Genomic DNA, 22,814 nt, shown 5'->3' with positions numbered 1-22,814 from the left:
CGCAATCCCCTCAAATCTCGCTTAGGGCATTGAATCATGCCAACACGGTCAGGTGAAGAGCCTTTTTCCGCGACCTGTTAAATCTTCCGCGGCGGATGCGCGATCCTTGTAACTGATCCACTCTCCTGCATTGTTCCCCATCCGACGAACGGATAGAGCTGCAAGAGTGCCACTCCATGCTTGTCGCTGCGAACTCGATCGGCGTATCGACCAGCTTGTCGGGCCTTACCGCACGATGGATATGCTGGCCAAGATGCCGCGTGACAACGCCAATCATTGCCTCGCTTAGACAGGAGTTTTGCTTGAAGGGAGCCATTTTGACAGAGATCGGCACAGGATGAGTCGAATGGCTAAACTGCTTGATCCCTATATTGGGCTGATGCTGGTCACGGTGGCAATTGCCGCGGTCGTGCCGGCGCAGGGCACGGCCGCCGTCTTCGTCAAATATGCATCAATGGCCAGCATCGTCTTTCTTTTCTTCCTTTACGGTACACGCCTTTCACCTCAGGCTGCAATCGATGGCCTGCTGCAGTGGAAACTTCACATCGTGGTGCTGCTGTGTACCTTCGCGATGTTCCCGCTGCTCGGTCTTGCCCTGAGACCACTTTTCCCCAGTGGGACGCCAGTCGCGCTGGTAACCGGCTTTCTCTTCCTGTGTGTGCTGCCATCCACTGTTCAATCCTCGATTGCATTCACCTCGATAGCACGCGGCAATGTTGCTGCGGCACTTTGTGCCGCCTCCGCGTCAAACCTCCTGGGTGTGTTCATCAGCCCGATCCTCGCCGGATGGCTGTTGCAGGCGCAAGGCGCGGCGCTGTCTTTCGCGGTGTTTCGCGATATCACCTTGCAACTGCTGCTGCCTTTCGTCGCTGGCCAGCTGGTGCGGCCAGTGATCGGCGGATGGGTTCAGCACAACAGGACGGTGCTAGGCTATGCAGACCGGGGATCGATTCTGCTGATCATATACATGGCGTTCTCACAAGGCATGATCGATGGGATCTGGACACAGATAAGGGCCAAGGATCTCGTGGTGCTCATTCTGCTCCTATGCGCGCTGTTGACGATTGCCCTGTTGGCGACCGCGTATATCGGCCGCCGCATTCTGCGCTTCTCCGTTGAAAATGAGATTGTTCTGCAATTCTGCGGGTCCAAGAAGTCGCTCGCCAGTGGGCTCCCCATGGCTACCGTGATGTTCGCCGGACCGACCGTGGGAATGATCATATTGCCGCTGATGATGTTCCATCAGATCCAGCTCATGGTGTGCGCGATCCTCGCACGCCAGTACGCCCATCGGGAGGATGGGGTCGATCACGATACAGGCAAGCCAGCGCTGCCGGCAGCTATAGGCCGTCGAGGCAGGAAATAAACACCTTCCAGAAGCGGAAGGGGATTGTCGCCAGACGGCTAGCCAAGCCGGGCTCGGGGCGTGCTCTAACGGTCGAGCCCGATCTTAGTCGCTACCGCCCTTGCTCCCGGCACCGCTGCGTTTCTTGTCCTTGGTCGCGGTCTTGTTTTCGCGGCTGCCAGTGTTCCCGCCACCGCGCCCGGTTCCAGTGCTGCCCTTGGCGCCGTCTCCGCCTTTCTTGGTTATCGCTCCGGGATTTCCACCTGCGCCTTTCTGAGCCATCGTCATCTCCATCATTGATAAAGGCGCAAACTCGCACCCGCGCCAGCCGTTCCTTGGTTAAGCCAGGTGCGACCTGCCGTATCACGCCACAGCATCACGATCTTTCACAAGGGTTGGCAGCCGCATCTGGCAACCTGTGCCGATGACGATACTATCCACCGCCCGACTTCGCCCTGTAGCCTAATCCAGTATAGCTACTGCCGAGGCAAGGGCCGAACCCATCGGCTGCCGTGCGAGTTCATCATCAGCAATCCCACTGGAGCACGTGATGCGCACTGCCTTCCCTGCCACTGCATTAGCGCTTGCCCTGGCCGTCACGCTAACCGCGTGTACGACAGCCACCCCTTACCAGCCACTCGATCCCAGGAGCGCGACAGCCGGCGGCTATAGCGACCTGCAGATCGAAGACAGCCGTTACCGCGTCAGCTTTGCCGGCAACAGCATGACCTCGCGCGAAACGGTCGAGACCTATCTGCTGTTTCGCGCTGCGGAACTTACGGTCAGCCGTGGATATGACTGGTTCGTCATGGCGGATCGTGACACGGAAAAACGCAGCCAGGTTTATGCAGACCGGCCCTTCGGCCCTGGACCCTACGGCTACTGGGGGCCGCGCTGGCACTACTGGGGGCGCGGGGGTCTGGGCTGGCGAAGCTGGGATCCCTTCTGGGGCGATCCTTTCTGGGACCGCTCGATAGATATCCGCACAGTCGACCGCTATGAGGCGACGGCAGAAATCGTGATGGGCAAGGGACCCAAACCCGCCGACAACGTCCGGGCATTCGATGCACGTTGGGTCATTTCCAATCTGCGAACGAGGATCGTGCAGCCAAAGTGAAGCATAGCTTGAAGCGCCACACGGATCTCCGCGCAGGCTGGCTGCACAGTCAGGAGATCAAAGCTGCGCCGCGCTAATACCTTGGCAGGCTGAATGCCCTCGACATCCCAAGAGAAGAGCCGCGCCACCTTGCGCCATGAAAGCTAAACCTTTGTATAACATGGCTTAATGCGGTCTGATTTAGTGGCCTGTAAGTGGATGGAGTTCGGCTGGCAAAGAAAGAGGAGCAATGGGCAAGAACGACACGACCTACTTCCTGCGCAGAGCGTCGGAAGAGCATCTGCGAGCGGCAGAAGCGGCATGTGCCGACGCTCGCAAAGCGCACAGCGATTTGGCGAAGGCTTATGAAGCGCGCCTTCTGGTTGGCACAAAGGGCTCCAAGCAGGTGGGTTCGCGGACACTCACGGGTTCTGCCGCCGACCAGAGCGGACTTCCCTTTGAGGACCGATGAACCCGGGTAAGTCAGGCCGAGGCGCAGCCGCATTGGCGAGCGCATGACCTTTGATGACGCGGTAGATACCTGAACCCGGCATTGCTCTGCTTGGGCACCGGATCGGCCCAGGCTTGTGCGCCGTGTGCGTACTGAAACGTCTTCGACGAAGAGACGCCAGCGCAATCCTTGATGGCAATCGAAGAAAATTGGATGCCCCGCGTGGATTCGAACCACGATTGGCGGAGTCAGAATCCGCTGTCTTACCATTAGACGACGGGGCATCAGCCCGGAGGCGCTTCGCTTTTCAGCTAGCCGCCGGAGAGGCGCAGATAAGCAGGGGGCTCCTGCCTGTCAATGCCATAGCAGGATGATGCAAGCCGATCGAGATGTACGTGCTCGTCGGCGCGCGGCAAGATAGCCGGTGCGCCTAACTTGCGCTTTTGCACATCTGACCCTACTCTCTTCTCCAAGTACCAACGCCTGACGCGGCGTATGGAAAATATAAAAGTGAGTTATCGGCCATGGTGCAGCGCAGCCGCCCGTTGCCGCAGCCTTCGCCAAACCCCGGCCAGAGGGGCAATGGCGCCCCTGCGGCTTCACTCCCAGCAGCCCCGCCGACGCCTTTGATGCGTGCAGCGGCAGATGCCCTGCGCTCGGCCACAGGGGGTCGCTGGCCAAGCCGGAAATCCTACGCCGCCATTGATCTGGGCACCAACAACTGCCGCCTGTTGATAGCAAAGCCATCGGCGGACGGATTTATCGTAGTGGACGCCTTTTCCCGGATAGTGCGCTTGGGTGAAGGTCTCGCCGCGAGCGGGCGCATCAGTGATGTGGCCATCGAGCGCGCCATCGCGGCACTCTCGATCTGTGCGGACAAGTTGCGTCGCCGCCATGTCACGCTCGCCCGATCCGTAGCCACCGAAGCCTGTCGGCGCGCCAGCAACGGGCCGGCCTTCATCGACCGCGTCTACCGAGAAACGGGCATAGCGCTGGACATCATCACGGCGGAAGAGGAAGCGCGGCTGGCCGTGCTCGGCTGTCATGCGTTGCTCGAGCCGGGTGAGGGCCCCGCTCTCATATTCGACATCGGTGGCGGATCGACCGAACTGGTGCTGGTGGATACGGAAGGACCGGCTCCGCGCATCCTGGACTGGCAGAGCGCGCCGTGGGGTGTGGTGTCGCTGACCGAATCCGAAGTCTTCGACCCCGAAGATTCGGAGGCACGCCTCGCCGCCTATGCGGGGATGCGCGCGCGCGTGACCGATGCGTTCCGCAGCTTTGCGGCGCGGCTGCCAAAGCCCGAGGGATCGGTCCGGTTGCTTGGGACATCCGGAACCGTCACAACATTGGCGAGCCTGCACCTTGAGTTGCCCCGCTACGATCGTGCCGCGATAGACGGACTGATCGTGCCATCGGCTTCCATGCGCGCCATATCCGGGCGGCTGGCGGCCATGGCTATTTCCGACCGGCGGCTGCTGCCGTGCATCGGGACGGAACGCGCCGATCTGGTGGTGGCGGGCTGTGCGATCCTGGAGAGCATCCTCGATATCTGGCCGGCCGAGCGGCTGGGCGTGGCCGATCGCGGCATACGCGAAGGCATATTGCGCGGGTTGATGGATCGCGACGGCGTACCGAGACACAGGGCTGCATCATGACCAGAGGAACCGGCGTCGGGCATATCCGGGTAAAGACCGCCAAGAAGCGCACGGCGCAGTCGACGCGTTGGCTGGAGCGGCAACTGAATGATCCCTATGTGCACATGGCGCGCGCGCAGGGGTGGCGCAGCCGCGCCGCTTTCAAGCTGATCGAGCTGGACGAGAAGTTCCACTTCGTGAAGCAGTCGCGGCACGTCATCGACCTTGGCGTCGCGCCCGGCGGCTGGGCACAGGTCGTGCGGAAATTGTCACCCAAGGCGCGGGTCGTCGGCATCGACCTGTTGCCCACTGACGCGATCGAAGGCGTCACACTGCTCCAGATGGACTTCATGGACGACAAGGCTCCGGAGGTTCTTACGGCTGAACTGGGCGATGCGCCGGACCTGGTAATGTCGGACATGGCCGCGAATACGGTCGGCCACACCCAGACCGACCATCTGCGCACCATGGGGCTGGTCGAGGCGGCTGCGCATTTCGCCATCGAGACATTGAAACCCGGCGGGGTTTTCGTCTCCAAGGTGTTCGCCGGGGGCACCGATCGCGAATTGCTGACGATCCTGAAAAAGCACTTCACGACGGTCAAACATGCCAAGCCACCTGCCAGCCGCAAGGGATCGAGCGAATGGTATGTCGTGGCGCAAGGGTTCAAGGGCCGCAGCCAAGCGGCGGGCTGATCAGAAGCGCCGCGCCAGGCCGAGGTAAAGGCGGGCGTCGGGGCTGCTCGCATTGATGCCGAAGGCGCTGCCGACATCCAGTTGCCACGCATCGCTGGGCTGCCAGCCAAGCGATGCGGCAAGCAGCACTTCTGTGCTGTGACCGGAAGGATCCTCGTCACGAAAGGCGGAGATTTCCAACGCCGCGTTGACGCTTTCCGACAGGTCCAGCCCTATGCCTGCGACAGTGCCGTAGGAGAGATGGCGGCCATGGCGATCTTCGTCGACGGCCGCATCCGCTTCGGGCGAAAATTGCAGCGATACACCTTTGGCAAGTTCCGCGCTGAATGGCACGATCAAGCCCGCCGACCAGTCGCCCGCGCCGATCGTATCGCCGCCAGTCGGTATGGTCGCAAAGGGCTGAACGGCAATGGAGAAGCCAGAACCGTCGGGCTGGGCGAGGCTGCGCTTGAAGGCGAGCGTGACATCGCCTGTGCCACCCGATTCCTCGACGTTGCCGGTCAGCCGATCCCTCTCACGTTGGTGCCCATAGGCGGTCCAGCCGAATTGCACTTCACTCTGCGCGTCGATCCCGTATCGCAAAAGCAAATCACCCGCGCTCAGCGTATCGGATCGCGTTGCATCGTCCTGATCGCGGGTCCAGTCGGCGAGCGCGGCTTCAGCGAGAACATGGCCCTTGTCGACGATGCAGGGGGGCGTTCCGAGACCCGGTCGGGTGGGGCAAAGATCGCGTAAATCCTGCGCGGCGGCAGGGGTGGCGGCCGCCAGCAGGCATATCAGGAGCGATCGCCGCACCGGCTCATTTGCCTCGCGCCGCCGCAACGGCAGCCTTGAGGGCATCGAAGCCAACCGCACCGTTCAGAACCTGATTGCCGACGACGAACGTAGGCGTGCCGGTCGCCTGCAAGGTTTGGGCAATCCGGATATTGGACTCCACTTCGGCATTATATTTGGACGAAACTATCGCCGCCTCTGCAGCCTTGCGGTCGATGCCGACCTTGGCTGCGGCCGCGAAGATCGTATCCCGCGAAACTTGGCCAGCGCCATAGAGCGCCTTGTGGAACGGCATGTACTGGCCCTTTTCGGCAGCAAGAAGCGAGACTTTGGCTGCGTCGGCGCTCTGTTCCGAAAGGATCGGCAACTCGCGATAGACGACCTTCAAATTCTTGTCCTGTGCCACCAGCTTGGCGATTTCCGGGAGAGTTGCGCGGCAGTAGCCGCAGGCATAATCGAAATATTCGACGAGGGTCACGTCGCCCTTTTCCGCGCCTTCCCACGCGCCGGCAAAAGGCGTTTCGATGGCTGCGCGGTTCTGGTCGATGACCGCTCCCGTGCGCTTCGACGCCAGGCGCTCCATGGCTTGCGGCAGTATCTCCGGATGCTCCAATATATAGTCGCGCACGATCGCTTCGATCGCGGCCCGATCCGTCTTGTCCACTTGAGCGGCGGGAGCCGCGCTTTGCATGAAGAAGGCCACAACCGCAGCCGCCGCGACAAAAGCCGATCCGCCCAACATCATCTGTATCTTTCCATTTTTCAGGGCCGCGCGCAGGCTTGCCGGAGTTTCGTTCATCGTTTCTTCCTGCCCTGCGCCTCGATGGCGGCGCGCGAGACCATCGAAATGTCCTGAGCGCGCAGCCAATCGGTCGTGCCTTCCTTCAGGCCCTGCATGGCCGCATCGGCACTGCGCAGGGCAAGCGCATCCTGCCCCTGCATCGAATAACGCTCAGCGGTCGCCAGCGCCGCATGAGGAATGTCGCCGCGTTGCTCATAGACGACGCCCAGTTGATACCAGGCGAAGGGGTTTTCCCGGTCACGCGCCACGGCATTGCGGAGGACGCGTTCCGCCTCGGCAAAATTCGCGCTGTCCTCGGTCGCGATCAGCGCATGGCCAAGCAGGACCGCGATCAGCGGCTGATTGTTCGAACCCGTAACGGCCTGCCGAAGCGGGGCAACGGCTTCGCCAGGGCGTCCGCTTTCCAGCAGGACCTGTCCTTTGAGTTCCAGAAAATAGGGGTCGTTCGGCTCCGCCGCCAGCAGGGCGGCGACTTCCGACAAAGCTTTCTCCGGATACGCGCTTTTATGCCAGGCATAGGCGCGTGCGTAATGCGCGGGGAGCGACTGGTCCTTTTCGGGATAAGTACGCAGGGTCTGCGCGGGGTCAGATACGAAGCCGATGAGTTTCGCCTTCACGCGCTCGAATTTACGTTCGAGTACCGGATCGACGGGCTTTTGCCACGCCGGGTCCTTCTCATACACGTCGGTGAGCACGGCGATGCGTTCGCCGGAAAGAGGATGGGTACGCCCATAGCTATCGTCCTGCGGTATCGCCAGCCGATATTCCTGGTTCTGCAGCTTCTTGAAGAACTGGAGGCTGCCTTGTCCGCTTACGCCAGCACCGCTCAGATAGCGTGCGCCCGCAAGATCGGCGGAGCTTTCCTGCGTCCGGGAGAAGGCGAGATATTTACCCATCGCGGCCTGCTGCCCGGCCGCCATGATGCCCATGCCGGCTTCACCACCGCCAGCCGCCATCGCCGCGGCGCCCAGGACGAGGCTGAGCAACGTGATGTTGGTCGCGGCTCTCGCGCCTTCCGATGAATTTATCACATGCCCGCCGTCGATATGGCCAAGCTCATGGGCAACGACGCCCTGTACCTGATTGACGTTGTCGGCCGCGGCGATCAGGCCACTATGAATCCAGATATATTGCCCGCCCGCGACGAAGGCGTTGATTTCCTTGTCGTTGATCAGGAGCACCTGAACATTGCGCGGCTCCATCTTGGCGGCGCGCACGAGCGGGCCGGAAATCGCATCGAGAAGTGCCTCGGTTTCTGCGTCGCGCAAGACCTGTTGCGCAGCGGCTGGGCGGACCAGCAACGCGAAAGACAGCAAGAGTGCGGCAAAGAGGCGTAGCATCAAGCGGACTGCGGGGGCGAAAGCCATGGCGCAGCTATGGGCGAAGTCGCTGCCGGGTTCAATGGCTGGGCGATCAACGGCGTGCCAGTGACATGAAAAAAGGGCCCTGTCCGGCTGGACAAGGCCCTTTGATCAAGTCAGGCGAGGGGTCAGGCTCCGAAGGTGCGCTGCCACCAGCCGCGACGCGGCGAGCCGTCGCTTTCTTCGCCTTCTGCATCATCGGCCGCCGCGGAAGCGGTTTCCGGGGCAGGCGCAGGCGGCGTATCGACTACCGGCGCCGCTTCCGGCGCCGGGTCAGATGATGCCGCCTCTGCTGGCGAAGATTCGACAGTCGGCTCGGCAGCAGGAGCGGCCACGGCCTTGCGGCGCGTACGCTTCGGCTTTTCCGCTACTGGCGCTTCAACAGCAGGTTCAGCCACTGCTTCGGCTTCAGGTGCGGCGTCGGCCTTCTTCTTGCGGGTCCGCTTGGGCTTTGGTGCTTCTTCGGGCGCAGCAGGCTCAGCGGCATCAACCTCGGCAACGTCTGCGACGGGCTCCGCGGCAGGTGCTTCTGCAACCTCCGCTTCTACCGATGCCTTGCGGGCGCGGGGACGACGGCGCGTCTTGGGTGCTTCTGCCACGACCTCAGCAGGTCCAGCTTCGGCAGCAGCCGCTTCTTCGCCTGTTGCCTCCACTTCACCTTCCGCTGCCACAGGGCTTTCCTCGCCATCAGCTGCCTGCGCTTCGCCTTCGCCATTCTCGCCACGGCGGCGGCGACCGCCACGACGACCGCGACGTCCACGGCGGCGGGCTTCGGCCTGCTCATCGCTGACGATCAGCGACGCGTTTTCGCCACCATCTGTGAGTTCAGCCTGATCGGCATCCTCTGTCTGATCACCGGCCTCCGTGCCGCTTTCGGTGCTTTCGGCGCCTTCGGACTGATCGGCAGCGATCTCATTGCCTTCTTCGTCACGACGACCGCCACGACGGCGACGGCGACGGCGACGGCGACGGCCGCCTTCGCCTTCCTCGCCGTTACGCTCGGCACGTTCGCGATTGTCGCTGCGGCCTTCGCGGGGGCCACGTTCCTCGGCTTCTTCGAGTTCGGCTTCTTCTTCGAACTCTTCCTCTTCCTCGGGAAGATCATCGTCATCATCCTCGACGATGGGCGAGAAAGTGACGACATGCGTCGGCTTCGGCCCACTGGCCTCCACCGACATGCGTGCGCCTTCCACTTCGCCGTCCGGAAGAATGCAGATCGTCACGCCATAACGGGTCTCGATCTCGTCCAGCTCGCGGCGCTTGTTGTTGAGCACGTAGAAAGCTGCTTCCTGGCTGGCGCGAAGCGTAATGAGCGTGCCGCGACCCTGCGCCGCTTCCTCTTCCAGCATACGTAGCGCCGAGAGACCCGCAGACGACGCCGTACGGACGAGGCCAGTGCCTTCGCAATGCGGACATTCGCGCGTCGATGCTTCGAGCACGCCCGTGCGCAAGCGCTGACGGCTCATCTCCATCAGGCCGAAGCCGGAGATGCGGCCGACCTGTATGCGGGCGCGGTCGTCCCTCAATGCGTCCTTCATGGCCTTCTCGACCTTGCGAACATTGCTGTTCACTTCCATGTCGATGAAGTCGATGACGACTAGCCCGGCCATATCGCGCAGGCGCAGCTGTCGCGCGATTTCGCGGGCAGCCTCAAGATTGGTGGCGACGGCGGTCTGCTCGATGCCATGTTCGCGCGTCGAACGGCCCGAGTTGATGTCGATCGACACAAGCGCTTCGGTCGGGTTGATGACCAGATAGCCGCCCGACTTCAACTGCACGACCGGATTGTACATCGCTGCCAGCTGGTCCTCGACGCCGAAGCGCTGGAACAGCGACACCGTGTCGGCATAGGACTTCACGCGCCGCGCATGGCTCGGCATCAGCAGCTTCATGAAGTCCTTCGCTGCGCGATAGCCTTCCTCGCCCTCGACGATCACTTCCTCGATATCCTTGTTGTAGATATCGCGGATCGCCCGCTTGATGAGGTCGCTGTCGTTGTGGATCAGCTCGGGCGCGGACGCCTTCAGGGTTTTCTCCCGGATCTCGTCCCAGAGGCGGGCGAGATAGTCGAAGTCGCGGCGAATTTCCGGCTTGGTGCGGGCAAGACCCGCCGTGCGGACGATGCAGCCCATGGTCGATGGCAGGCGCATTTCGGCGATGATAGATTTCAAACGCTTGCGGTCGGCCGCATTGCTGATCTTCCGGCTGATGCCGCCGCCATGCGACGTGTTGGGCATCAGGACGCAATAGCGGCCCGCTAGCGAGAGATAGGTGGTGAGCGCCGCGCCCTTGTTGCCGCGTTCTTCCTTGACGACCTGCACCAGCAGCACCTGACGGCGGCGGATGACGTCCTGGATCTTGTAGCGACGGCGGAGCGCCATGCGCTTGCGGCGCAGGTCTTCGGCCGCGTCATCGCCGCCCTTGCGACGATTGTTCGCGCGCGGCTGTTCGCCGCCTTCGGCGCTTTCGCCTTCCACTTCATCGTCGTGATGCGCGTCATCATGGTCGTGCTCGGAAGGGGCGTCCAGTTCCTCGACATCCCCACTTAGTGCAGCTTCGTCGTCTTCCTCGGCGCGCAATGCCGCTTCTTCGGCCGCATGTTCGCGTTCCTCGCGGAGCAGCGCTTCGCGATCTTCCTTCGGAATCTGGTAATAATCGGGGTGGATTTCGGCAAAAGCCAGGAAGCCGTGCCGATTGCCGCCGTAATCGACGAACGCCGCCTGCAGCGACGGCTCGACTCGTGTTACCTTGGCGAGATAGATATTGCCCTTGAGCTGCTTGTGCTCGGCGGACTCGAAATCAAATTCCTCGATCCGGTTTCCCTTGACGATGGCGACACGGGTTTCTTCCCGGTGGCGCGCATCGATCATCATACGCAGTGTCATTCATTATACTCCGGGCGTGGCGGCTGGCGGGTAAGGACCTGGCGACCACGCTAAAGGTGAGGGACGGCCGGAGCCTGCGCGCCATGATTGGCGCGAGCTGGATCATCGTCCGGGGTTTATCGATGGTAAGCGTGTCTGCTGCAGCGGCAGGGCCGGGAATATTTCCGGGCCGGGCAAGAGCCGTCCACGCCCCAAGACCCCTTTCGGGCCTGTTCGGGAACGTGGAAAAATGCCTCATGCAGCGTCAACCTGTTGGATCGCCTTCACGATTGGCGGCGATTCGTAAGCATCTCGTGCGTATGCCGCAGATGTGCGGACTTCACGGGATACGTGAGGGGTAGCAGTCAAGAAACGATGGGGCAACGGCGACCCAGAACTTTTTGTTACAAACGCTTCTCAAGTCCGCTTTGCAGCAACATGGTAAACAGATGGTTAATGTCCCGGCATGAGCCATCACCCCGCCTGCGATCATTTCGTCTGGACTGCGACGCGAAGAAATGGGCAGAAGCAGGCGATGTTCGCCTCTCTTGCCCTCAATATTGCGCTAAGCATCGCGATGCCCGCTTCGGCTGGTTTGCCCGCTGCCCGCTTGGATTTGGCAAAGACGGCCTTCAACGCACGACCGCCGCGCAAGATGCACAGCATCACCGTTCCCATACCTCCAGCCGCGCGCGGCATAAAGCTGCCTGCGGTAGAAGGGCCGCGAGACGCCACTCGCCCGCTGGTCGTCATCGATGCAGGGCATGGCGGCCATGATCCCGGCGCCATCAATGCGCAGGCCAATGTGCGGGAGAAAGACCTCACTTTAGCCGTGGCGCAGGCGATCCGCGACCGTTTGTTGGCGACGGGAAAAGTGCGCGTAGCGCTGACACGCGATGACGATCGCTTTCTTGTTCTGCAGGAACGGTACGGCATAGCGCGGCGGCTGAGTGCCGACCTCTTCATTTCCATCCATGCCGATGCGGCTGAGAACATTCAAGCGCGGGGCGCTACCGTCTATACGCTTTCAGAAACGGCGTCCGATCAGGAAGCGGCACGATTGGCGGCACGGGAAAACAAGGCCGATATCATCAACGGCGTCGATCTCGGCGCGCAGGACGCAGGCGTTTCGTCCATTCTCATCGACCTGACGCAAAGGGAGACGATGGCGCAGTCGACCAGTTTCGCACGATTGTTGCAGCGGGAGGCAGCGCCGATGGTGCCCTTCCGCAGCACGGCGCATCGCTTTGCCTCGCTGATTGTGTTGAAGGCGCCTGATACGCCCTCGGTATTGTTCGAGACCGGATATATCAGCAACACCATCGACGCAGCCTTCCTGACCTCTCCGGCCGGGCAGCGGCGAATCGCCGACGGCGTAGGAAAAGCGATCGAGATCTATTTCGCTCGCCGCGCCGCAACGCCGTGACACTGAGCGCGCATGCCCTTGTCCTGTAAGGGATAGCGCCCTAAAGCCTCTTCCCGATGGATGAGGCTGCTCCTACCCCCCCGGACAATGATGACTACAGTTATCGCGCACGTCGCGATGCAGGCGGCGCTCGTGCGCGCCTGAAGCAGCAGTTCGGCGAACGCTGGGCGCAGCGCTGGTTCCGCTTTGTCAGCTATGGTCTGCTGGGTATCTTTATCGCCATGGGATTGTTCTGGCTGATCTTTGCCCGCGGCTTGCCTGACGCGGCCACGCTGCTGGAATATGAGCCGCCGCTCCCCACGATCGTGCGCGACGTGAATGGACAACCTGTCCACAGCTATGCTCGCGAGCGGCGCGTGCAATTGCAATATGCCGATTATCCCCCGCTCCTGATCAAGGCCTATCTGGCGGCGGAGGACAAGACCTTCTTCTCCCACCACGGTGTCGACTTTCCCGGATTTGCGGGAGCCGTGTTCGATTACGTCAGCAAGCTCGGATCAGGACAGCGTGCGCGCGGAGGATCGACCATAACGCAGCAAGTCGCCAAGAATTTGCTGATTGGCGACGAATATTCGCCCACGCGCAAAGTGAAGGAGATGATCCTCGCCTGGCGTATCGAAAATGTGCTGACCAAGCAGCAGATCCTCGAACTGTATCTCAACCAGATATTTCTCGGGCGGAACGCTTATGGCGTGCAGGCCGCGTCGCGGGCCTATTTCGAAAAAGATGTAGCGGACCTGAAACTGCCTGAAATGGCCTATCTTGCCATCCTGCCAAAGGGGCCCGCAAACTACCGCCCGGAAAGCGAGACCGGATTGGCGCGGGCGCTGGAACGCCGCAACTGGGCGCTCGGCGAGATGCGCAGCAACGGCTTCATCAACGACGCGCAGTTCAACGAGGCCGTGGCGCAGCCGCTCGGCACAGTCGCCCCGCACGGTTCGCCTTATGGCAACGCGGGCGGCTATTATATCGAGGAAGTGCGACGCCGCCTTATCCAGCTTTTCGGCGAAAAGGCGCAGGATGGTCCGAACAGCGTCTATTCCGGGGGCCTGTGGGTCCGCACGCCGATGGACACCGAAATGCAGGACCTGGCGACGGCTGCGTTGCGCACCGGGTTGCAGCGTTATGCGGCGGGGAAGGGCTGGTCCGGACCGGTCGGCAAGATCAACCCGGACAATGGCTGGCAGCGTGAGATGGCTGCAAGCGCCGTGGGCATAGATTACGAAGGCTGGCGGATCGCAGCCGTGCTGTCCAGGGATGGCAGCAGCGCGCAGATCGGCCTCAGCGGTGGTGAAACCGGAACACTGCCCGAAGGTGCAGCGCAGATTCTTTACCGCAGGACTGGCCGGCCGGCCTTCGAGGCGCTGAAGCCGGGCGACTTGATTGCAGTCGTGCGCAATGGCTCAACTTGGGCCTTGCGCAACGTGCCTGAAGTGTCCGGTGGAATGGTGATCGAGGAAACGCGGAGCGGCCGTATCCACGCGATGCAGGGCGGGTTCGATGCGCGACTGTCCGCATATAACCGCGCTACTCAGGCGTTGCGGCAGCCTGGCTCCACGATCAAACCGTTCGTTTATGCCTCCGCACTGGACAGCGGCATGACCCCGGCATCGATCATCGTCGATGGGCCGTTCTGCGTCTATCAGGGCGGCAATCTGGGGCAGAAATGCTTCAAGAACTTCTCCGGAAAGAATGCTGGGCCGCAGACGATGCGGTGGGGCGTAGAGCAATCGCGCAACCTGATGACCGTTCGCGCAGCGTCGCAGACGGGCATGGAGCGTGTGGTCCGGACCATCAAGACGATGGGCATCGGCGACTATCAGCCCTATCTCTCGTTCGCTTTGGGCGCAGGCGAGACGACTGTGGAGAAGCTCACCAATGCCTATGCAATGCTGGTCAACCACGGCCGGTCCCTGACGCCAAAAGTCATGGATTATGTTCAGGACCGGCGCGGGAAGGTCATCTGGCCAACCCGGTGGCGGGCCTGCCAGGGCTGCAACATGCCGAATTGGGATGGCAAGGCTATGCCGCGCTTCACGCCCGAGGGGCGGCAGTTGATGAATCCGATGACAGCCTTCCAGGTGGTCCATATCACCGAAGGCGTGATCCAGCGTGGTACGGCAACGGTATTGCGCGACCTCGAAAGGCCGCTGTTCGGAAAGACCGGCACTACCAATGGACCGACCAACGTGTGGTTCGTCGGCGGCTCACCCGATCTGGTTGCAGGCGTCTATCTGGGCTATGACCAGCCGCGCAGCCTTGGCGGGTACGCGCAGGGCGGCCGGATCGCCGCGCCGATCTGGAAACAAGCGATGGCGCCTATCCTGACCAAGACGCCGAAAACGCCGTTCGTTGCGCCGGCGGGCATTCGCATGGTGAGGATCGATCGCCGCTCGGGCAAGCGCGTCTATGGTGCGTGGCCGACCGATGACCCCAAGGCAGCGGTGATATGGGAAGCGTTCAAGCCCGAATCGGAACCGCGCCGCAGCATCCGCAAGGATGAAGTGGAAGCGCAGGAGAAGGTCGCCGCAGCACGTGCCGCCCGTGCGGCATCGCGGCCCAGCACCGACAGTGACTTTATGCAGCAGCAAGGCGGCATATATTGAATTTGCCCGCTATGCGCTGAGAGCGAACGAGCGGACATACATATTGGAGACCTGACATGCGCGCCGAAGCGCAGCAACATATCGATCGTATCGACGCCGCCCTCGACCTTTTGCGGCGATTCCTCGACTGGGATCGTGCCCTGCGCCGGCTCGATGAGCTTAACGCGCGCGTCGAGGACCCGACGCTGTGGGACGACCCCAAAAAAGCGCAGGAGGTCATGCGCGAACGCACGCGCCTGGACAGTGCGCTCAACGCCACGCGTGCGATCGACAGCGAGAAGAACGATACGGCTGAGCTCATCGAAATGGCGGAAGCCGAGGGCGACGAGGCAATGGTCACGGAGGCGATCCAGTCGCTCAAGGACCTCGCCGAGCGCGCCGATCAGGACAAGGTGAAGGCGCTGCTCGCCGGAGAAGCCGATGCGAACGACACCTATCTGGAAATCCATGCGGGCGCAGGCGGCACCGAAAGCCAGGACTGGGCCGAGATGCTGCAGCGCATGTACGTGCGCTGGGCCGAGCGGCGCGGATACAAGGTCGAGATCGTCGATTATCATGGCGGCGAACAGGCGGGCATCAAGTCCGCTACCCTACTGATCAAGGGCGAGAACGCCTATGGCTACGCCAAGACCGAAAGCGGCGTGCATCGGCTGGTCCGCATCAGCCCCTATGACAGCTCCGCCCGGCGGCACACCAGCTTCTCGTCGGTATGGGTCTATCCGGTGATCGACGACAATATCGATATAGAGGTCAACGAAGGCGATCTGAAGATCGACACCTATCGCGCATCGGGCGCCGGCGGACAGCACATCAACACCACAGACTCCGCCGTCCGAATCACGCACATTCCGACCGGCATCATCGTCGCGTGCCAGAACCAGCGCAGCCAGCACAAGAACAAGGCGGAAGCCATGAACATGCTGAAAGCGCGAATGTACGAGGCGGAACTCCAGCGGCGCGAAGCGGCCGCGAGCGCGGAACATGCGTCGAAGTCCGATATCGGCTGGGGCCATCAGATCCGATCCTATGTACTGCAGCCATACCAGATGGTGAAGGACCTGCGCACCGGGGTCGTATCGACTGCGCCGGATGATGTGCTGGACGGCGCGCTCGACCCCTATATGGCCGCGGCGCTGTCGCAGAAAGTGACGGGCGAGAAGGTCGTTGTCGAGGATGTGGACTGATGACGCGCTCCGGCCTGCTCGCCTTGATGGTGCTGCTGGCCGGGTGCGGCACTTCGGGCGATCCCCATCGTCCCGCTTCGGCGCAGGCCTTTCCGAAGGCCGACCGCCCCGTCGCCCCGATCGTGTCGACGCGCTGGTCGACCGAGGAAGCGCGTGACCGCCTGAACGAAGCGGATGACATCATGAATCTGGCCGGCATCCGCCGTGGCATGACGGTCGCGGATATTGGCGCGGGCGAAGGATATTACACTGTCCGGCTGGCGAAGCGGGTAGGGCCAAGGGGTCGCGTGCTGGCGGAGGACGTTCTGCCCGAAGTCATCGACGCGCTCGGCCAGCGAGTAACCCGCGAGGACTGGAAGAATGTCAGCGTGAAACTTGGCACGGCTGACGATCCCAAATTGCCTGCCGACAGCTTCGATCGCGTGCTGATGGTTCATATGTACCATGAAATTACGGAGCCCTATGCCTTCCTGTGGAACCTTCATCCTGCGTTGAAGAAGGATGGTGAAGTCATTGTCGTGGATGCCAATCGTCCGACCCAGCAGCATGGGACGCCGCCGCGCCTGCTCGCATGTGAATTCGCCGCGGTCGGATACCGGCTGGAGCAGGTCATCGCCCGGCCCGATGCGGGCGGTTATCTCGCGCGGTTCCGCAAAGCCGTCGCCCGGCCGAAACCTGAAAGCATCGTTGCATGCGCTTTGCGAGGATGAGGCTCCGGATCCGGCTGCCTTAGTCATTCCCTAATCATTCTCCGATAGAGGCGGCAGGATGGACATGGCGCCCGATCCTGCCCTTAAGCCCGGTTTGGGCCTACCCGTGCACACCCGGCCGGGTGAGGCACAGGATGCGCGCTGGGCAGCGTTGGCCGAAGATGCAGCAGAGGCGAACGTCTTCTATGCCCCCGACATGCTCCGCCCGGCGCTCGATCACCTGCGCGGCGAGCGGAATGTGCGTCTGATCGAAGTGTTCGACGGCCCGCTGCTGATCGGCCTCATGCCTGTCACAGTCGAGCCGCGCCATGGACGCCTGCCTGTCTCGAACGTCGCCAACTGGATGCACGACCACTGTTTCTACGGCGCGCCGCTTATCCGGCAGGGCGCGGAAGAAGTTGCATGGGCTGGTATTCTCGCGCAACTGGACGCAGCAGACTGGGCGCCCAATTTCCTGCACCTCCGCAGTATCGACGCAGCGGGCGCCAATGCCGCCGCCTTGGAAGCCGTCTGCACTGCGCAGGCGCGGCCTTTTTCCGAACTCGGGCGCCATGATCGGGCGTTGCTTCGCTCTCACCTGTCGGCGGAGGAGTACTGGGACGCGAATGTCAGGCCCAAGAAACGCAAGGAAATCCGTCGCCTGCAAAAGCGGCTAGGGGAGGTCGGCACCGTCGAAAGCCGAAGCTTGGGCGATGACGCCGACCTGCCACGCTGGTGCAGTGACTTCCTGGCACTCGAAGCATCGGGCTGGAAGGGCGATCAAGGCACCGCGCTTTCCTGCTCGCCGCAGGACTCGGCGTTCTTCCGCGCCGCGACCGCCGCAGCGCAGGCGCGGGGCCATTTGAGTTTTCTCCGTCTCGATCTGGATGGACGCCCGATCGCCATGCTTGTCGGCTTCCGCCATGGCCGTGGCGCCTTCTCCTTCAAGATCGCGATCGATGAGACACTGGGCCGCTTTTCGCCAGGCGTGCTGATCGAGATCGATAATCTGCATGCGGTGCAGGGCGACGCTGCTGTGGACTGGGTGGACAGTTGCGCTGCGGCCGATCATCCCATGATTGACAGCCTTTGGGGTGAGCGGCGGAGCATTGCGCAGTACCGGGTGGCGCTGCGTGGCCATGGAGCGACGCGTGTTCGACGCGCCTGCGCCTATGCCCTTGCCGGTGGTGCCGAACGCGCGGCTGCCTTCCTGAAGGGACGATGACAAGCATGACCATCCAACGCCGCATCGACCCTTCCTCGGCCGCGATCCAGAGCGCTTTTGGAGAAGCGGCGCGCGTTGCGTTTGCCATGGCTTATCCGGATCAGTCTACGAAGCTCGACCATCAGCTTGCCGGGCATCGGCTATTTTCGCGGGAGGCGCTCGCGCAATTGGCGGAACGGATGCCAGAAGAGCAAGTGGAGTATAATCTTGGCAAGCTCCCACTGGGGGTCCGACCCGAAGATACGCCTGCCAATGGACTGAGCCTCAGCGAGACTATCCGCACCATCGACAGCAACGGCAGTTGGGTTGTGATCAAGAATGTGGAGTGCGATCTGGAGTACGGGGCGATGCTCGATGCGGCGCTTGCCGAACTTGCGCCGATGGTCGAGCGTAAGACCGGACCGATGCTGCATCGCGAAGTCTTCATCTTCCTGTCCTCGCCGGAGAGCGTAACGCCTTTCCACATGGACCCGGAGCACAACATCCTCCTCCAGATCGAAGGCGAGAAGACCATGACGGTTTTCCCGGCAGGCGACACGGCCCTGGTGCCGCCACAGCAGAGCGAAGGCTTTCATGGCGGTGCGCATCGCAACCTGCATTGGGACGAACAGTTCCTGGCCAAGGGAACGGCCGTGAAACTGCTCGCGGGCGATGGAATAGTCGTGCCAGTGAAGGCTCCGCATTTCGTTCGCAACGGGCCCGCGGTCTCGGTCAGCTTCTCCATCACTTGGCGGTCGCGCCGGAGCATTGCGGAGGGCGAGTTGCACAGCCTGAACGCGCGCCTACGCCGCCGCGGTTTGCCCACTGTAAGCGTGAGCGCCGCACCTGAAGCGCAGAGCTTTCATCGCCTGCTTTATCGGCTCATGCGGAAGCTGGGCGCCTGAGGATCTTTCGCAGGAAAGCTTCGGCTTCAAGCCGGAGCGAGAAGCGTTCGAGCGTCCACCATTCCAGTTCTTCCTGCCCGGTGGCGAGGCTTTGCTTGTAACGGTCCTTGCCGGCGAGGAGAGAGTAGAGCATCAGGCCAGCATCTGCATAGCGCCCGACCGCTGCCGCATGGCACATGAGGCCGGGCTTCGCTTTGCCCGAGATCGGTGCCGTGAAAGCCGACTGATAGTTCATGGCGTGTCCGCCGTAGATGAAATTCAACAAGTAGCCGAGCAGATGATCGCCCGCCGTTACGCGAAGCAATTCGACTTCCCCCGTTTCCAGGCCTCGCAAAGTCAGGGCGCGCGCAAAGGCGCGAAATCCCGCATCGTCCCAGGCATTGTCGGCATGGCGACCGGCGTTCAACTCCTGCATCTCGGCAAGCCATGCCTCCGCTGCTTCCACCGTCGATGCGATACAGATGGCAACTGCTGCTCCATGATCCTTGATGGAGCGCTTGATCTGGCTACGGCTGTTGGCGCTGAGCAGGGAAAGATAGTCGCCCGAGGCGGCCCGCACGGCTGCAAGATCGACGAAGTAAGCTGGCGAGACATCCGCCCGTATGCGCCTGCGAAATCTGCCATATCCGGCCAGTTGCGAGCCAGATGAAACCCCTGCAAGTTGAAGCGCGCGCCAGTCGTTTCGACCCTCGAGCGCCGTCATTGCCGTTGCCTCTACGCCGTCCGGTGCATCAGCCGCCTTGAGCAGGCCATTATATTCGATGAAGCCGCGATCATGCGCGGCAATGCCGGACTGGTTCAGCGCCAGCGTCGCAACCGGGCCCAACCGGCGCGGCACCATTGCTCGCCCAATCAGTGCGAGAGCGACGTCGATCCCATGCGATTGCACGGTCAGCAATTCCGGGGCCGCGCCGCTTGTCGAAAGCCAGCTTTCGATCCAGGTCCAGCCGAGGAAAAAGCTGCTTCGATCGGAGCGTGCTTCCAGCGCCTGCCATCGCGGTGCCAGCGCGCCAAGCTCTGGCAGAGGCGCAAAGGCGACGGTGAGTGTCATGAGCTAGGCTTCTACATAGACGTGATGATGATCAAGTTAATGGCCGCCGCGAGGCAAGCCCTCCTTGTACGCTGCGGCTGACTCGTGCTTTGAAGTATCCTCAACAGGTGAGCCATGACCGACAACATCAAACTGCACGAAAGCTGGAAGGCACCTCTCAAGGGCGAGTTCGCGGAACCCTATATGGAGGCGCTCCGATCGTTCCTGCTGGAGCAGAAAGCCGCTGGAAAACGGATTTTCCCGCGGGGCAGCGAATATTTTCGCGCCCTCGATCTGACGCCGCTCGAGGCCGTACGCGTGGTGATCCTGGGGCAAGATCCCTATCACGGGCCGGGACAGGCGCATGGCCTCGCCTTCAGCGTACAGCCCGGCGTCCGTACTCCGCCGTCCTTGGTCAACATCTACAAGGAGCTTCAAAGCGACCTCGGCATCGCGCCGCCGCGGCATGGCTTTCTTGAACATTGGGCACGGCAGGGCGTGTTATTGCTCAACAACGTGTTGAGCGTCGAGATGGCGCAAGCTGCTTCCCACAAGGGCCAGGGATGGGAACGGTTCACTGACGCCGTCATCCGACTGGTGAACCAGAAGCCGGAGCCTGTCGTATTCATCTTATGGGGTGCCCACGCCCAGCGAAAAGCGGCCTTCGTCGACAGCATCGACAAAGGCGGGCGGCATCTGGCCCTGAAGTCCGTGCACCCCTCGCCACTTTCGGCGCATAATGGTTTCTTCGGCAGTCGGCCTTTCTCTCGAACCAATGAATTTCTGAAGTCGCAAGGGTCAAAACCGATCGATTGGGCGCTGCCTCCTCTTGGGGAGTCACAACGCGAAAGCGGTTAACCGACGCCGTTGCGGCCCTCCGGTGCTGCGCTGCACCATGGCAATTGGGCACGTCGTCATGCAGCTACGAAGGCCGGGGACCAGTTCCTCAGCAAAGATCAGCTTCTACATCTATGACAATGGCTGATAAATAGAAGCGGCGCATCTGCAGGCGCTTCCCGAGTGATGCCCGATTGCAACAGTTCCGTAATATCTCCGCTGCGGTGCAACGCTAATCGCCGACAGCAGTTTAGTCGGCGACCGCACAACAAAGCGCGTTGCAAGTCTGGAGTTAGTACATGAAGAAGTATCTGTTGGCCGCTGCGGCCCTCGCAATTCTGCCCACCGCCGCTATGGCGCAGGAAACCGCACCCGACGGCACTCCCGCTTTCGGGATCGAGCCTTATGCAGGCGTCCTTGGCGGATATCACACGTTCGATCGCGACAGCGAGTTTGGTTCGCCCCGTGGCGGCCGCTTGAATGGTGCGCTGGTCAGCGGTGTCGCCGGTGTGAACATCCCACTTGGGCCAGTGTTCGTCGGTGCCGAAGGTAACGCGACCAAGGGCTTCAATGACATCGACTGGGAATATGGCGTTCGTGGCCGCGTCGGTGCCCGCGCTGGCGACAGCGGCATGATCTTCGTGTCGGCTGGCTATCAGTGGGTCAATGGCCGTCGCGCCTATAGCGACCAGAAGGACTGGATCTATGGCGTTGGCGTCGAAGTCGGCCCGAAGGACATCGGTCTTGGTGGTCTGACCGGCAACAGCGGCGTGCGTCTGCGCCTGCAGGCCGAGACCTACGACCTCGACAGCATCCGTCCGATGGCCGGTGTGATCTTCCACTTCTGATCTTTATCTGGGAGGGGCGGGCCATGGCTTGCCCCTTTTCCCTGAGCTATCTTTTCAGCTTCTGCGGCGTCGGAATACGGCCGCTGCTGCCCATCCAAGGCCCAATATCCCCGTGATCGCGCTGCCGACGATCAGCAGTGCCCAGCCGCCGGCCTCGATCAGCCCTGTAAACAGGTCGACCAGTATCAACGTCAGGTGGATCATGTTTCAGCCCTGACGTGGGCCAGCAAATGCAAGCGTCCTACTGCCTCGACCCCGTTTGGTCAGGCTCCGGCGCGCCAAGTTGCTTGGCTTCCTGATATTTGAGTTCCAGAAAGCGGCTGTGCGTCGCCAGGCTATCGAGATTTCCCGCTGCTAGCTGCTCCGTCACGCGATCGATTTCACTGTCGATCACGCTTAGTCCCTCTATCAGCTGCTTTTCCGGAACACGTCCGTTGCGCTCCTGCCGTCGCATGGGTTCGGGAATGCTTTGATAGCCGGTGACGAGTTCGGGCAGATGATCCGACAACAGCCGCCGCACTTCCAACGCCGCAGGTTCCTGCGGATTGAGCGTCGCCAGCTGGGGCGCCAGCGTTTCGAGCCGCACGCCGATGCTGTCGATCAACTGCACGGCGGGCGCGGGCAGAGCCTTGCGCTGTTTGTCCAGCCAGATCTCTGTCTGCAGGGGCAGGGCCTTCAAGTCGGTTTCCGCGAGCTTCTCCGGCTTTATTTGCCGTTCAGTCGGGATCATCCCAAACAACAGGATGGCGGCAAGGATCAGCGCGAAGACGATCATGACGCCGCTGGCGCCCAGAGGCACGAACCAGCCCACCACGGCCGCGCCGATGACGATGGCCAGCACAGCGGCGATGATCTGCTTGAACTTGCGGATAGCCGCCGCGTTGCGCCGCTGCCGTGCGCGCGTGGAAAGGCTGCGATAGCGGACGCTGGTGCGGTTCAGCACGGCTTCGGCATCGGCGATTATGTCGTCGGAGCGTCTCATAAGAACGGCATCCTCCTTCCGTTCGCCCTGAGCTTGTCGAACCCCGTCCTGAGCGCCTGCCGCAGGCGTGCAGTCGAA

At 62.0% G+C, this 22,814-nt stretch carries 21 protein-coding genes and 1 tRNA gene; 13 read left to right on the top strand and 9 right to left on the bottom strand.

Going from position 1 to position 22,814, the window contains the following annotated elements; genetic code table 11:
* Positions 1-298: 298 nt before the first annotated feature.
* Positions 299-1,366, top strand: a complete 1,068-nt coding sequence (locus QHC67_RS02910) for a bile acid:sodium symporter family protein (protein ID WP_319290725.1) — start codon at positions 299-301, stop codon at positions 1,364-1,366.
* Between the two features lie 84 nt (positions 1,367-1,450).
* On the opposite strand, the gene QHC67_RS02905 is transcribed toward QHC67_RS02910, so the two are convergent.
* On the bottom strand, positions 1,451-1,627 hold the full coding sequence (locus QHC67_RS02905; protein ID WP_319290723.1) for a hypothetical protein: 177 nt from the start codon (positions 1,625-1,627) through the stop codon (positions 1,451-1,453).
* 268 nt (positions 1,628-1,895) lie between these two features.
* Between QHC67_RS02905 and QHC67_RS02900 the strand changes: the two genes are divergently transcribed.
* On the top strand, positions 1,896-2,462 hold the full coding sequence (locus QHC67_RS02900; protein ID WP_319290720.1) for a CC0125/CC1285 family lipoprotein: 567 nt from the start codon (positions 1,896-1,898) through the stop codon (positions 2,460-2,462).
* A gap of 229 nt (positions 2,463-2,691) precedes the next feature.
* Positions 2,692-2,913, top strand: a complete 222-nt coding sequence (locus QHC67_RS02895) for a hypothetical protein (RefSeq protein ID WP_319290717.1) — start codon at positions 2,692-2,694, stop codon at positions 2,911-2,913.
* A gap of 189 nt (positions 2,914-3,102) precedes the next feature.
* Here QHC67_RS02895 and QHC67_RS02890 read toward each other — a convergent pair.
* Positions 3,103-3,176, bottom strand: a tRNA-Gln gene (locus tag QHC67_RS02890).
* Between the two features lie 240 nt (positions 3,177-3,416).
* On the opposite strand from QHC67_RS02890, the gene QHC67_RS02885 reads away from it, so the two are divergent.
* The gene (locus QHC67_RS02885) at positions 3,417-4,550 is read left to right on the top strand and encodes a Ppx/GppA phosphatase family protein (protein WP_319290715.1); all 1,134 of its coding nucleotides are present in this window, start codon (positions 3,417-3,419) and stop codon (positions 4,548-4,550) included.
* Positions 4,547-5,224: an RlmE family RNA methyltransferase gene (locus QHC67_RS02880; RefSeq protein ID WP_319290712.1), complete on the top strand. Its 678-nt coding sequence runs from the start codon at positions 4,547-4,549 to the stop codon at positions 5,222-5,224. The genes QHC67_RS02885 and QHC67_RS02880 overlap by 4 nt, the downstream gene beginning before the upstream one ends.
* On the opposite strand, the gene QHC67_RS02875 is transcribed toward QHC67_RS02880, so the two are convergent.
* The 4 genes from QHC67_RS02875 to QHC67_RS02860 all read right to left on the bottom strand — a co-directional run bounded on the left by QHC67_RS02875 (position 5,225) and on the right by QHC67_RS02860 (position 11,046).
* Positions 5,225-6,019 carry a transporter gene (locus QHC67_RS02875; RefSeq protein WP_319290710.1) on the bottom strand — a complete coding sequence of 265 codons (795 nt, stop codon included), beginning with the start codon at positions 6,017-6,019 and terminating at the stop codon, positions 5,225-5,227.
* Positions 6,020-6,023: 4 nt separating this feature from the next.
* The gene (locus QHC67_RS02870; protein WP_319290708.1) at positions 6,024-6,797 is read right to left on the bottom strand and encodes a DsbA family protein; all 774 of its coding nucleotides are present in this window, start codon (positions 6,795-6,797) and stop codon (positions 6,024-6,026) included.
* Complete coding sequence (locus tag QHC67_RS02865) at positions 6,794-8,167, bottom strand: M48 family metalloprotease (protein ID WP_319290705.1); 1,374 nt, start codon at positions 8,165-8,167, stop codon at positions 6,794-6,796. The genes QHC67_RS02870 and QHC67_RS02865 overlap by 4 nt, the downstream gene beginning before the upstream one ends.
* A gap of 122 nt (positions 8,168-8,289) precedes the next feature.
* Complete coding sequence (locus QHC67_RS02860; RefSeq protein ID WP_319290703.1) at positions 8,290-11,046, bottom strand: Rne/Rng family ribonuclease; 2,757 nt, start codon at positions 11,044-11,046, stop codon at positions 8,290-8,292.
* A 445-nt stretch (positions 11,047-11,491) separates the two neighbouring features.
* On the opposite strand from QHC67_RS02860, the gene QHC67_RS02855 reads away from it, so the two are divergent.
* Genes QHC67_RS02855 through QHC67_RS02830 form a run of 6 tightly spaced genes read left to right on the top strand, consistent with a single transcriptional unit; the run spans position 11,492 to position 19,039 of the window.
* Positions 11,492-12,451: an N-acetylmuramoyl-L-alanine amidase family protein gene (locus tag QHC67_RS02855; RefSeq protein ID WP_413818476.1), complete on the top strand. Its 960-nt coding sequence runs from the start codon at positions 11,492-11,494 to the stop codon at positions 12,449-12,451.
* 56 nt (positions 12,452-12,507) lie between these two features.
* A complete protein-coding gene (locus QHC67_RS02850) occupies positions 12,508-15,057 on the top strand; it encodes a penicillin-binding protein 1A (protein WP_319290701.1) in 2,550 nt (849 codons plus the stop codon).
* A gap of 56 nt (positions 15,058-15,113) precedes the next feature.
* On the top strand, positions 15,114-16,241 hold the full coding sequence (prfB, locus tag QHC67_RS02845) for a peptide chain release factor 2 (protein WP_319290699.1): 1,128 nt from the start codon (positions 15,114-15,116) through the stop codon (positions 16,239-16,241).
* The gene (locus QHC67_RS02840) at positions 16,241-16,951 is read left to right on the top strand and encodes a class I SAM-dependent methyltransferase (RefSeq protein ID WP_319290697.1); all 711 of its coding nucleotides are present in this window, start codon (positions 16,241-16,243) and stop codon (positions 16,949-16,951) included. The genes prfB and QHC67_RS02840 overlap by 1 nt, the downstream gene beginning before the upstream one ends.
* Positions 16,952-17,009: 58 nt before the next feature.
* Positions 17,010-18,155, top strand: a complete 1,146-nt coding sequence (locus QHC67_RS02835) for a GNAT family N-acetyltransferase (RefSeq protein WP_413818475.1) — start codon at positions 17,010-17,012, stop codon at positions 18,153-18,155.
* A 5-nt stretch (positions 18,156-18,160) separates the two neighbouring features.
* Positions 18,161-19,039, top strand: coding sequence for a cupin-like domain-containing protein (locus tag QHC67_RS02830; protein ID WP_319290695.1), 879 nt, complete (start codon positions 18,161-18,163; stop codon positions 19,037-19,039).
* On the opposite strand, the gene QHC67_RS02825 is transcribed toward QHC67_RS02830, so the two are convergent.
* Positions 19,017-20,090 (bottom strand): GNAT family N-acetyltransferase, encoded by a 1,074-nt coding sequence (locus QHC67_RS02825; RefSeq protein ID WP_319290693.1) that lies wholly within the window; start codon positions 20,088-20,090, stop codon positions 19,017-19,019. The two genes, QHC67_RS02830 and QHC67_RS02825, sit on opposite strands and share 23 nt — an antisense overlap.
* A gap of 114 nt (positions 20,091-20,204) precedes the next feature.
* On the opposite strand from QHC67_RS02825, the gene ung reads away from it, so the two are divergent.
* Together ung and QHC67_RS02815 are read left to right on the top strand one after the other, a co-directional pair.
* Positions 20,205-20,927 carry a uracil-DNA glycosylase gene (gene ung, locus QHC67_RS02820; protein WP_319290691.1) on the top strand — a complete coding sequence of 241 codons (723 nt, stop codon included), beginning with the start codon at positions 20,205-20,207 and terminating at the stop codon, positions 20,925-20,927.
* A gap of 278 nt (positions 20,928-21,205) precedes the next feature.
* Entirely contained in the window at positions 21,206-21,754 is a 549-nt protein-coding gene (locus QHC67_RS02815; protein ID WP_319290689.1) for an opacity protein, read from the top strand.
* A gap of 54 nt (positions 21,755-21,808) precedes the next feature.
* Here the strand turns inward: QHC67_RS02815 and QHC67_RS02810 are convergent, their stop codons facing one another.
* Complete coding sequence (locus QHC67_RS02810; protein ID WP_319290686.1) at positions 21,809-21,958, bottom strand: hypothetical protein; 150 nt, start codon at positions 21,956-21,958, stop codon at positions 21,809-21,811.
* 37 nt (positions 21,959-21,995) lie between these two features.
* Positions 21,996-22,736 (bottom strand): hypothetical protein, encoded by a 741-nt coding sequence (locus QHC67_RS02805; protein WP_319290684.1) that lies wholly within the window; start codon positions 22,734-22,736, stop codon positions 21,996-21,998.
* Between the last annotated feature and the right edge of the window lie 78 nt (positions 22,737-22,814).

This window comes from Sphingobium sp., from assembly GCF_033795625.1.
In the GTDB taxonomy this organism is placed as follows: Bacteria; Pseudomonadota; Alphaproteobacteria; order Sphingomonadales; family Sphingomonadaceae; genus Sphingobium.
This window is presented reverse-complemented; position numbering and strand designations above follow the sequence as displayed.

What these genes read in the sequence shown, in the direction of transcription:
- QHC67_RS02905 (WP_319290723.1), bottom strand. Translation starts at nt 1,627, where the DNA reads ATGGCTCAGAAAGGCGCAGGTGGAAATCCCGGAGCGATAACCAAGAAA.
- QHC67_RS02900 (WP_319290720.1), top strand. Translation starts at nt 1,896, where the DNA reads ATGCGCACTGCCTTCCCTGCCACTGCATTAGCGCTTGCCCTGGCCGTC.
- QHC67_RS02895 (WP_319290717.1), top strand. Translation starts at nt 2,692, where the DNA reads ATGGGCAAGAACGACACGACCTACTTCCTGCGCAGAGCGTCGGAAGAG.
- QHC67_RS02885 (WP_319290715.1), top strand. Translation starts at nt 3,417, where the DNA reads ATGGTGCAGCGCAGCCGCCCGTTGCCGCAGCCTTCGCCAAACCCCGGC.
- QHC67_RS02880 (WP_319290712.1), top strand. Translation starts at nt 4,547, where the DNA reads ATGACCAGAGGAACCGGCGTCGGGCATATCCGGGTAAAGACCGCCAAG.
- QHC67_RS02870 (WP_319290708.1), bottom strand. Translation starts at nt 6,797, where the DNA reads ATGAACGAAACTCCGGCAAGCCTGCGCGCGGCCCTGAAAAATGGAAAG.
- QHC67_RS02865 (WP_319290705.1), bottom strand. Translation starts at nt 8,167, where the DNA reads ATGGCTTTCGCCCCCGCAGTCCGCTTGATGCTACGCCTCTTTGCCGCA.
- QHC67_RS02860 (WP_319290703.1), bottom strand. Translation starts at nt 11,046, where the DNA reads ATGACACTGCGTATGATGATCGATGCGCGCCACCGGGAAGAAACCCGT.
- QHC67_RS02855 (WP_413818476.1), top strand. Translation starts at nt 11,492, where the DNA reads ATGAGCCATCACCCCGCCTGCGATCATTTCGTCTGGACTGCGACGCGA.
- QHC67_RS02850 (WP_319290701.1), top strand. Translation starts at nt 12,508, where the DNA reads ATGGATGAGGCTGCTCCTACCCCCCCGGACAATGATGACTACAGTTAT.
- prfB (WP_319290699.1), top strand. Translation starts at nt 15,114, where the DNA reads ATGCGCGCCGAAGCGCAGCAACATATCGATCGTATCGACGCCGCCCTC.
- QHC67_RS02840 (WP_319290697.1), top strand. Translation starts at nt 16,241, where the DNA reads ATGACGCGCTCCGGCCTGCTCGCCTTGATGGTGCTGCTGGCCGGGTGC.
- QHC67_RS02835 (WP_413818475.1), top strand. Translation starts at nt 17,010, where the DNA reads ATGGACATGGCGCCCGATCCTGCCCTTAAGCCCGGTTTGGGCCTACCC.
- QHC67_RS02830 (WP_319290695.1), top strand. Translation starts at nt 18,161, where the DNA reads ATGACCATCCAACGCCGCATCGACCCTTCCTCGGCCGCGATCCAGAGC.
- QHC67_RS02825 (WP_319290693.1), bottom strand. Translation starts at nt 20,090, where the DNA reads ATGACACTCACCGTCGCCTTTGCGCCTCTGCCAGAGCTTGGCGCGCTG.
- ung (WP_319290691.1), top strand. Translation starts at nt 20,205, where the DNA reads ATGACCGACAACATCAAACTGCACGAAAGCTGGAAGGCACCTCTCAAG.
- QHC67_RS02815 (WP_319290689.1), top strand. Translation starts at nt 21,206, where the DNA reads ATGAAGAAGTATCTGTTGGCCGCTGCGGCCCTCGCAATTCTGCCCACC.
- QHC67_RS02810 (WP_319290686.1), bottom strand. Translation starts at nt 21,958, where the DNA reads ATGATCCACCTGACGTTGATACTGGTCGACCTGTTTACAGGGCTGATC.
- QHC67_RS02805 (WP_319290684.1), bottom strand. Translation starts at nt 22,736, where the DNA reads ATGAGACGCTCCGACGACATAATCGCCGATGCCGAAGCCGTGCTGAAC.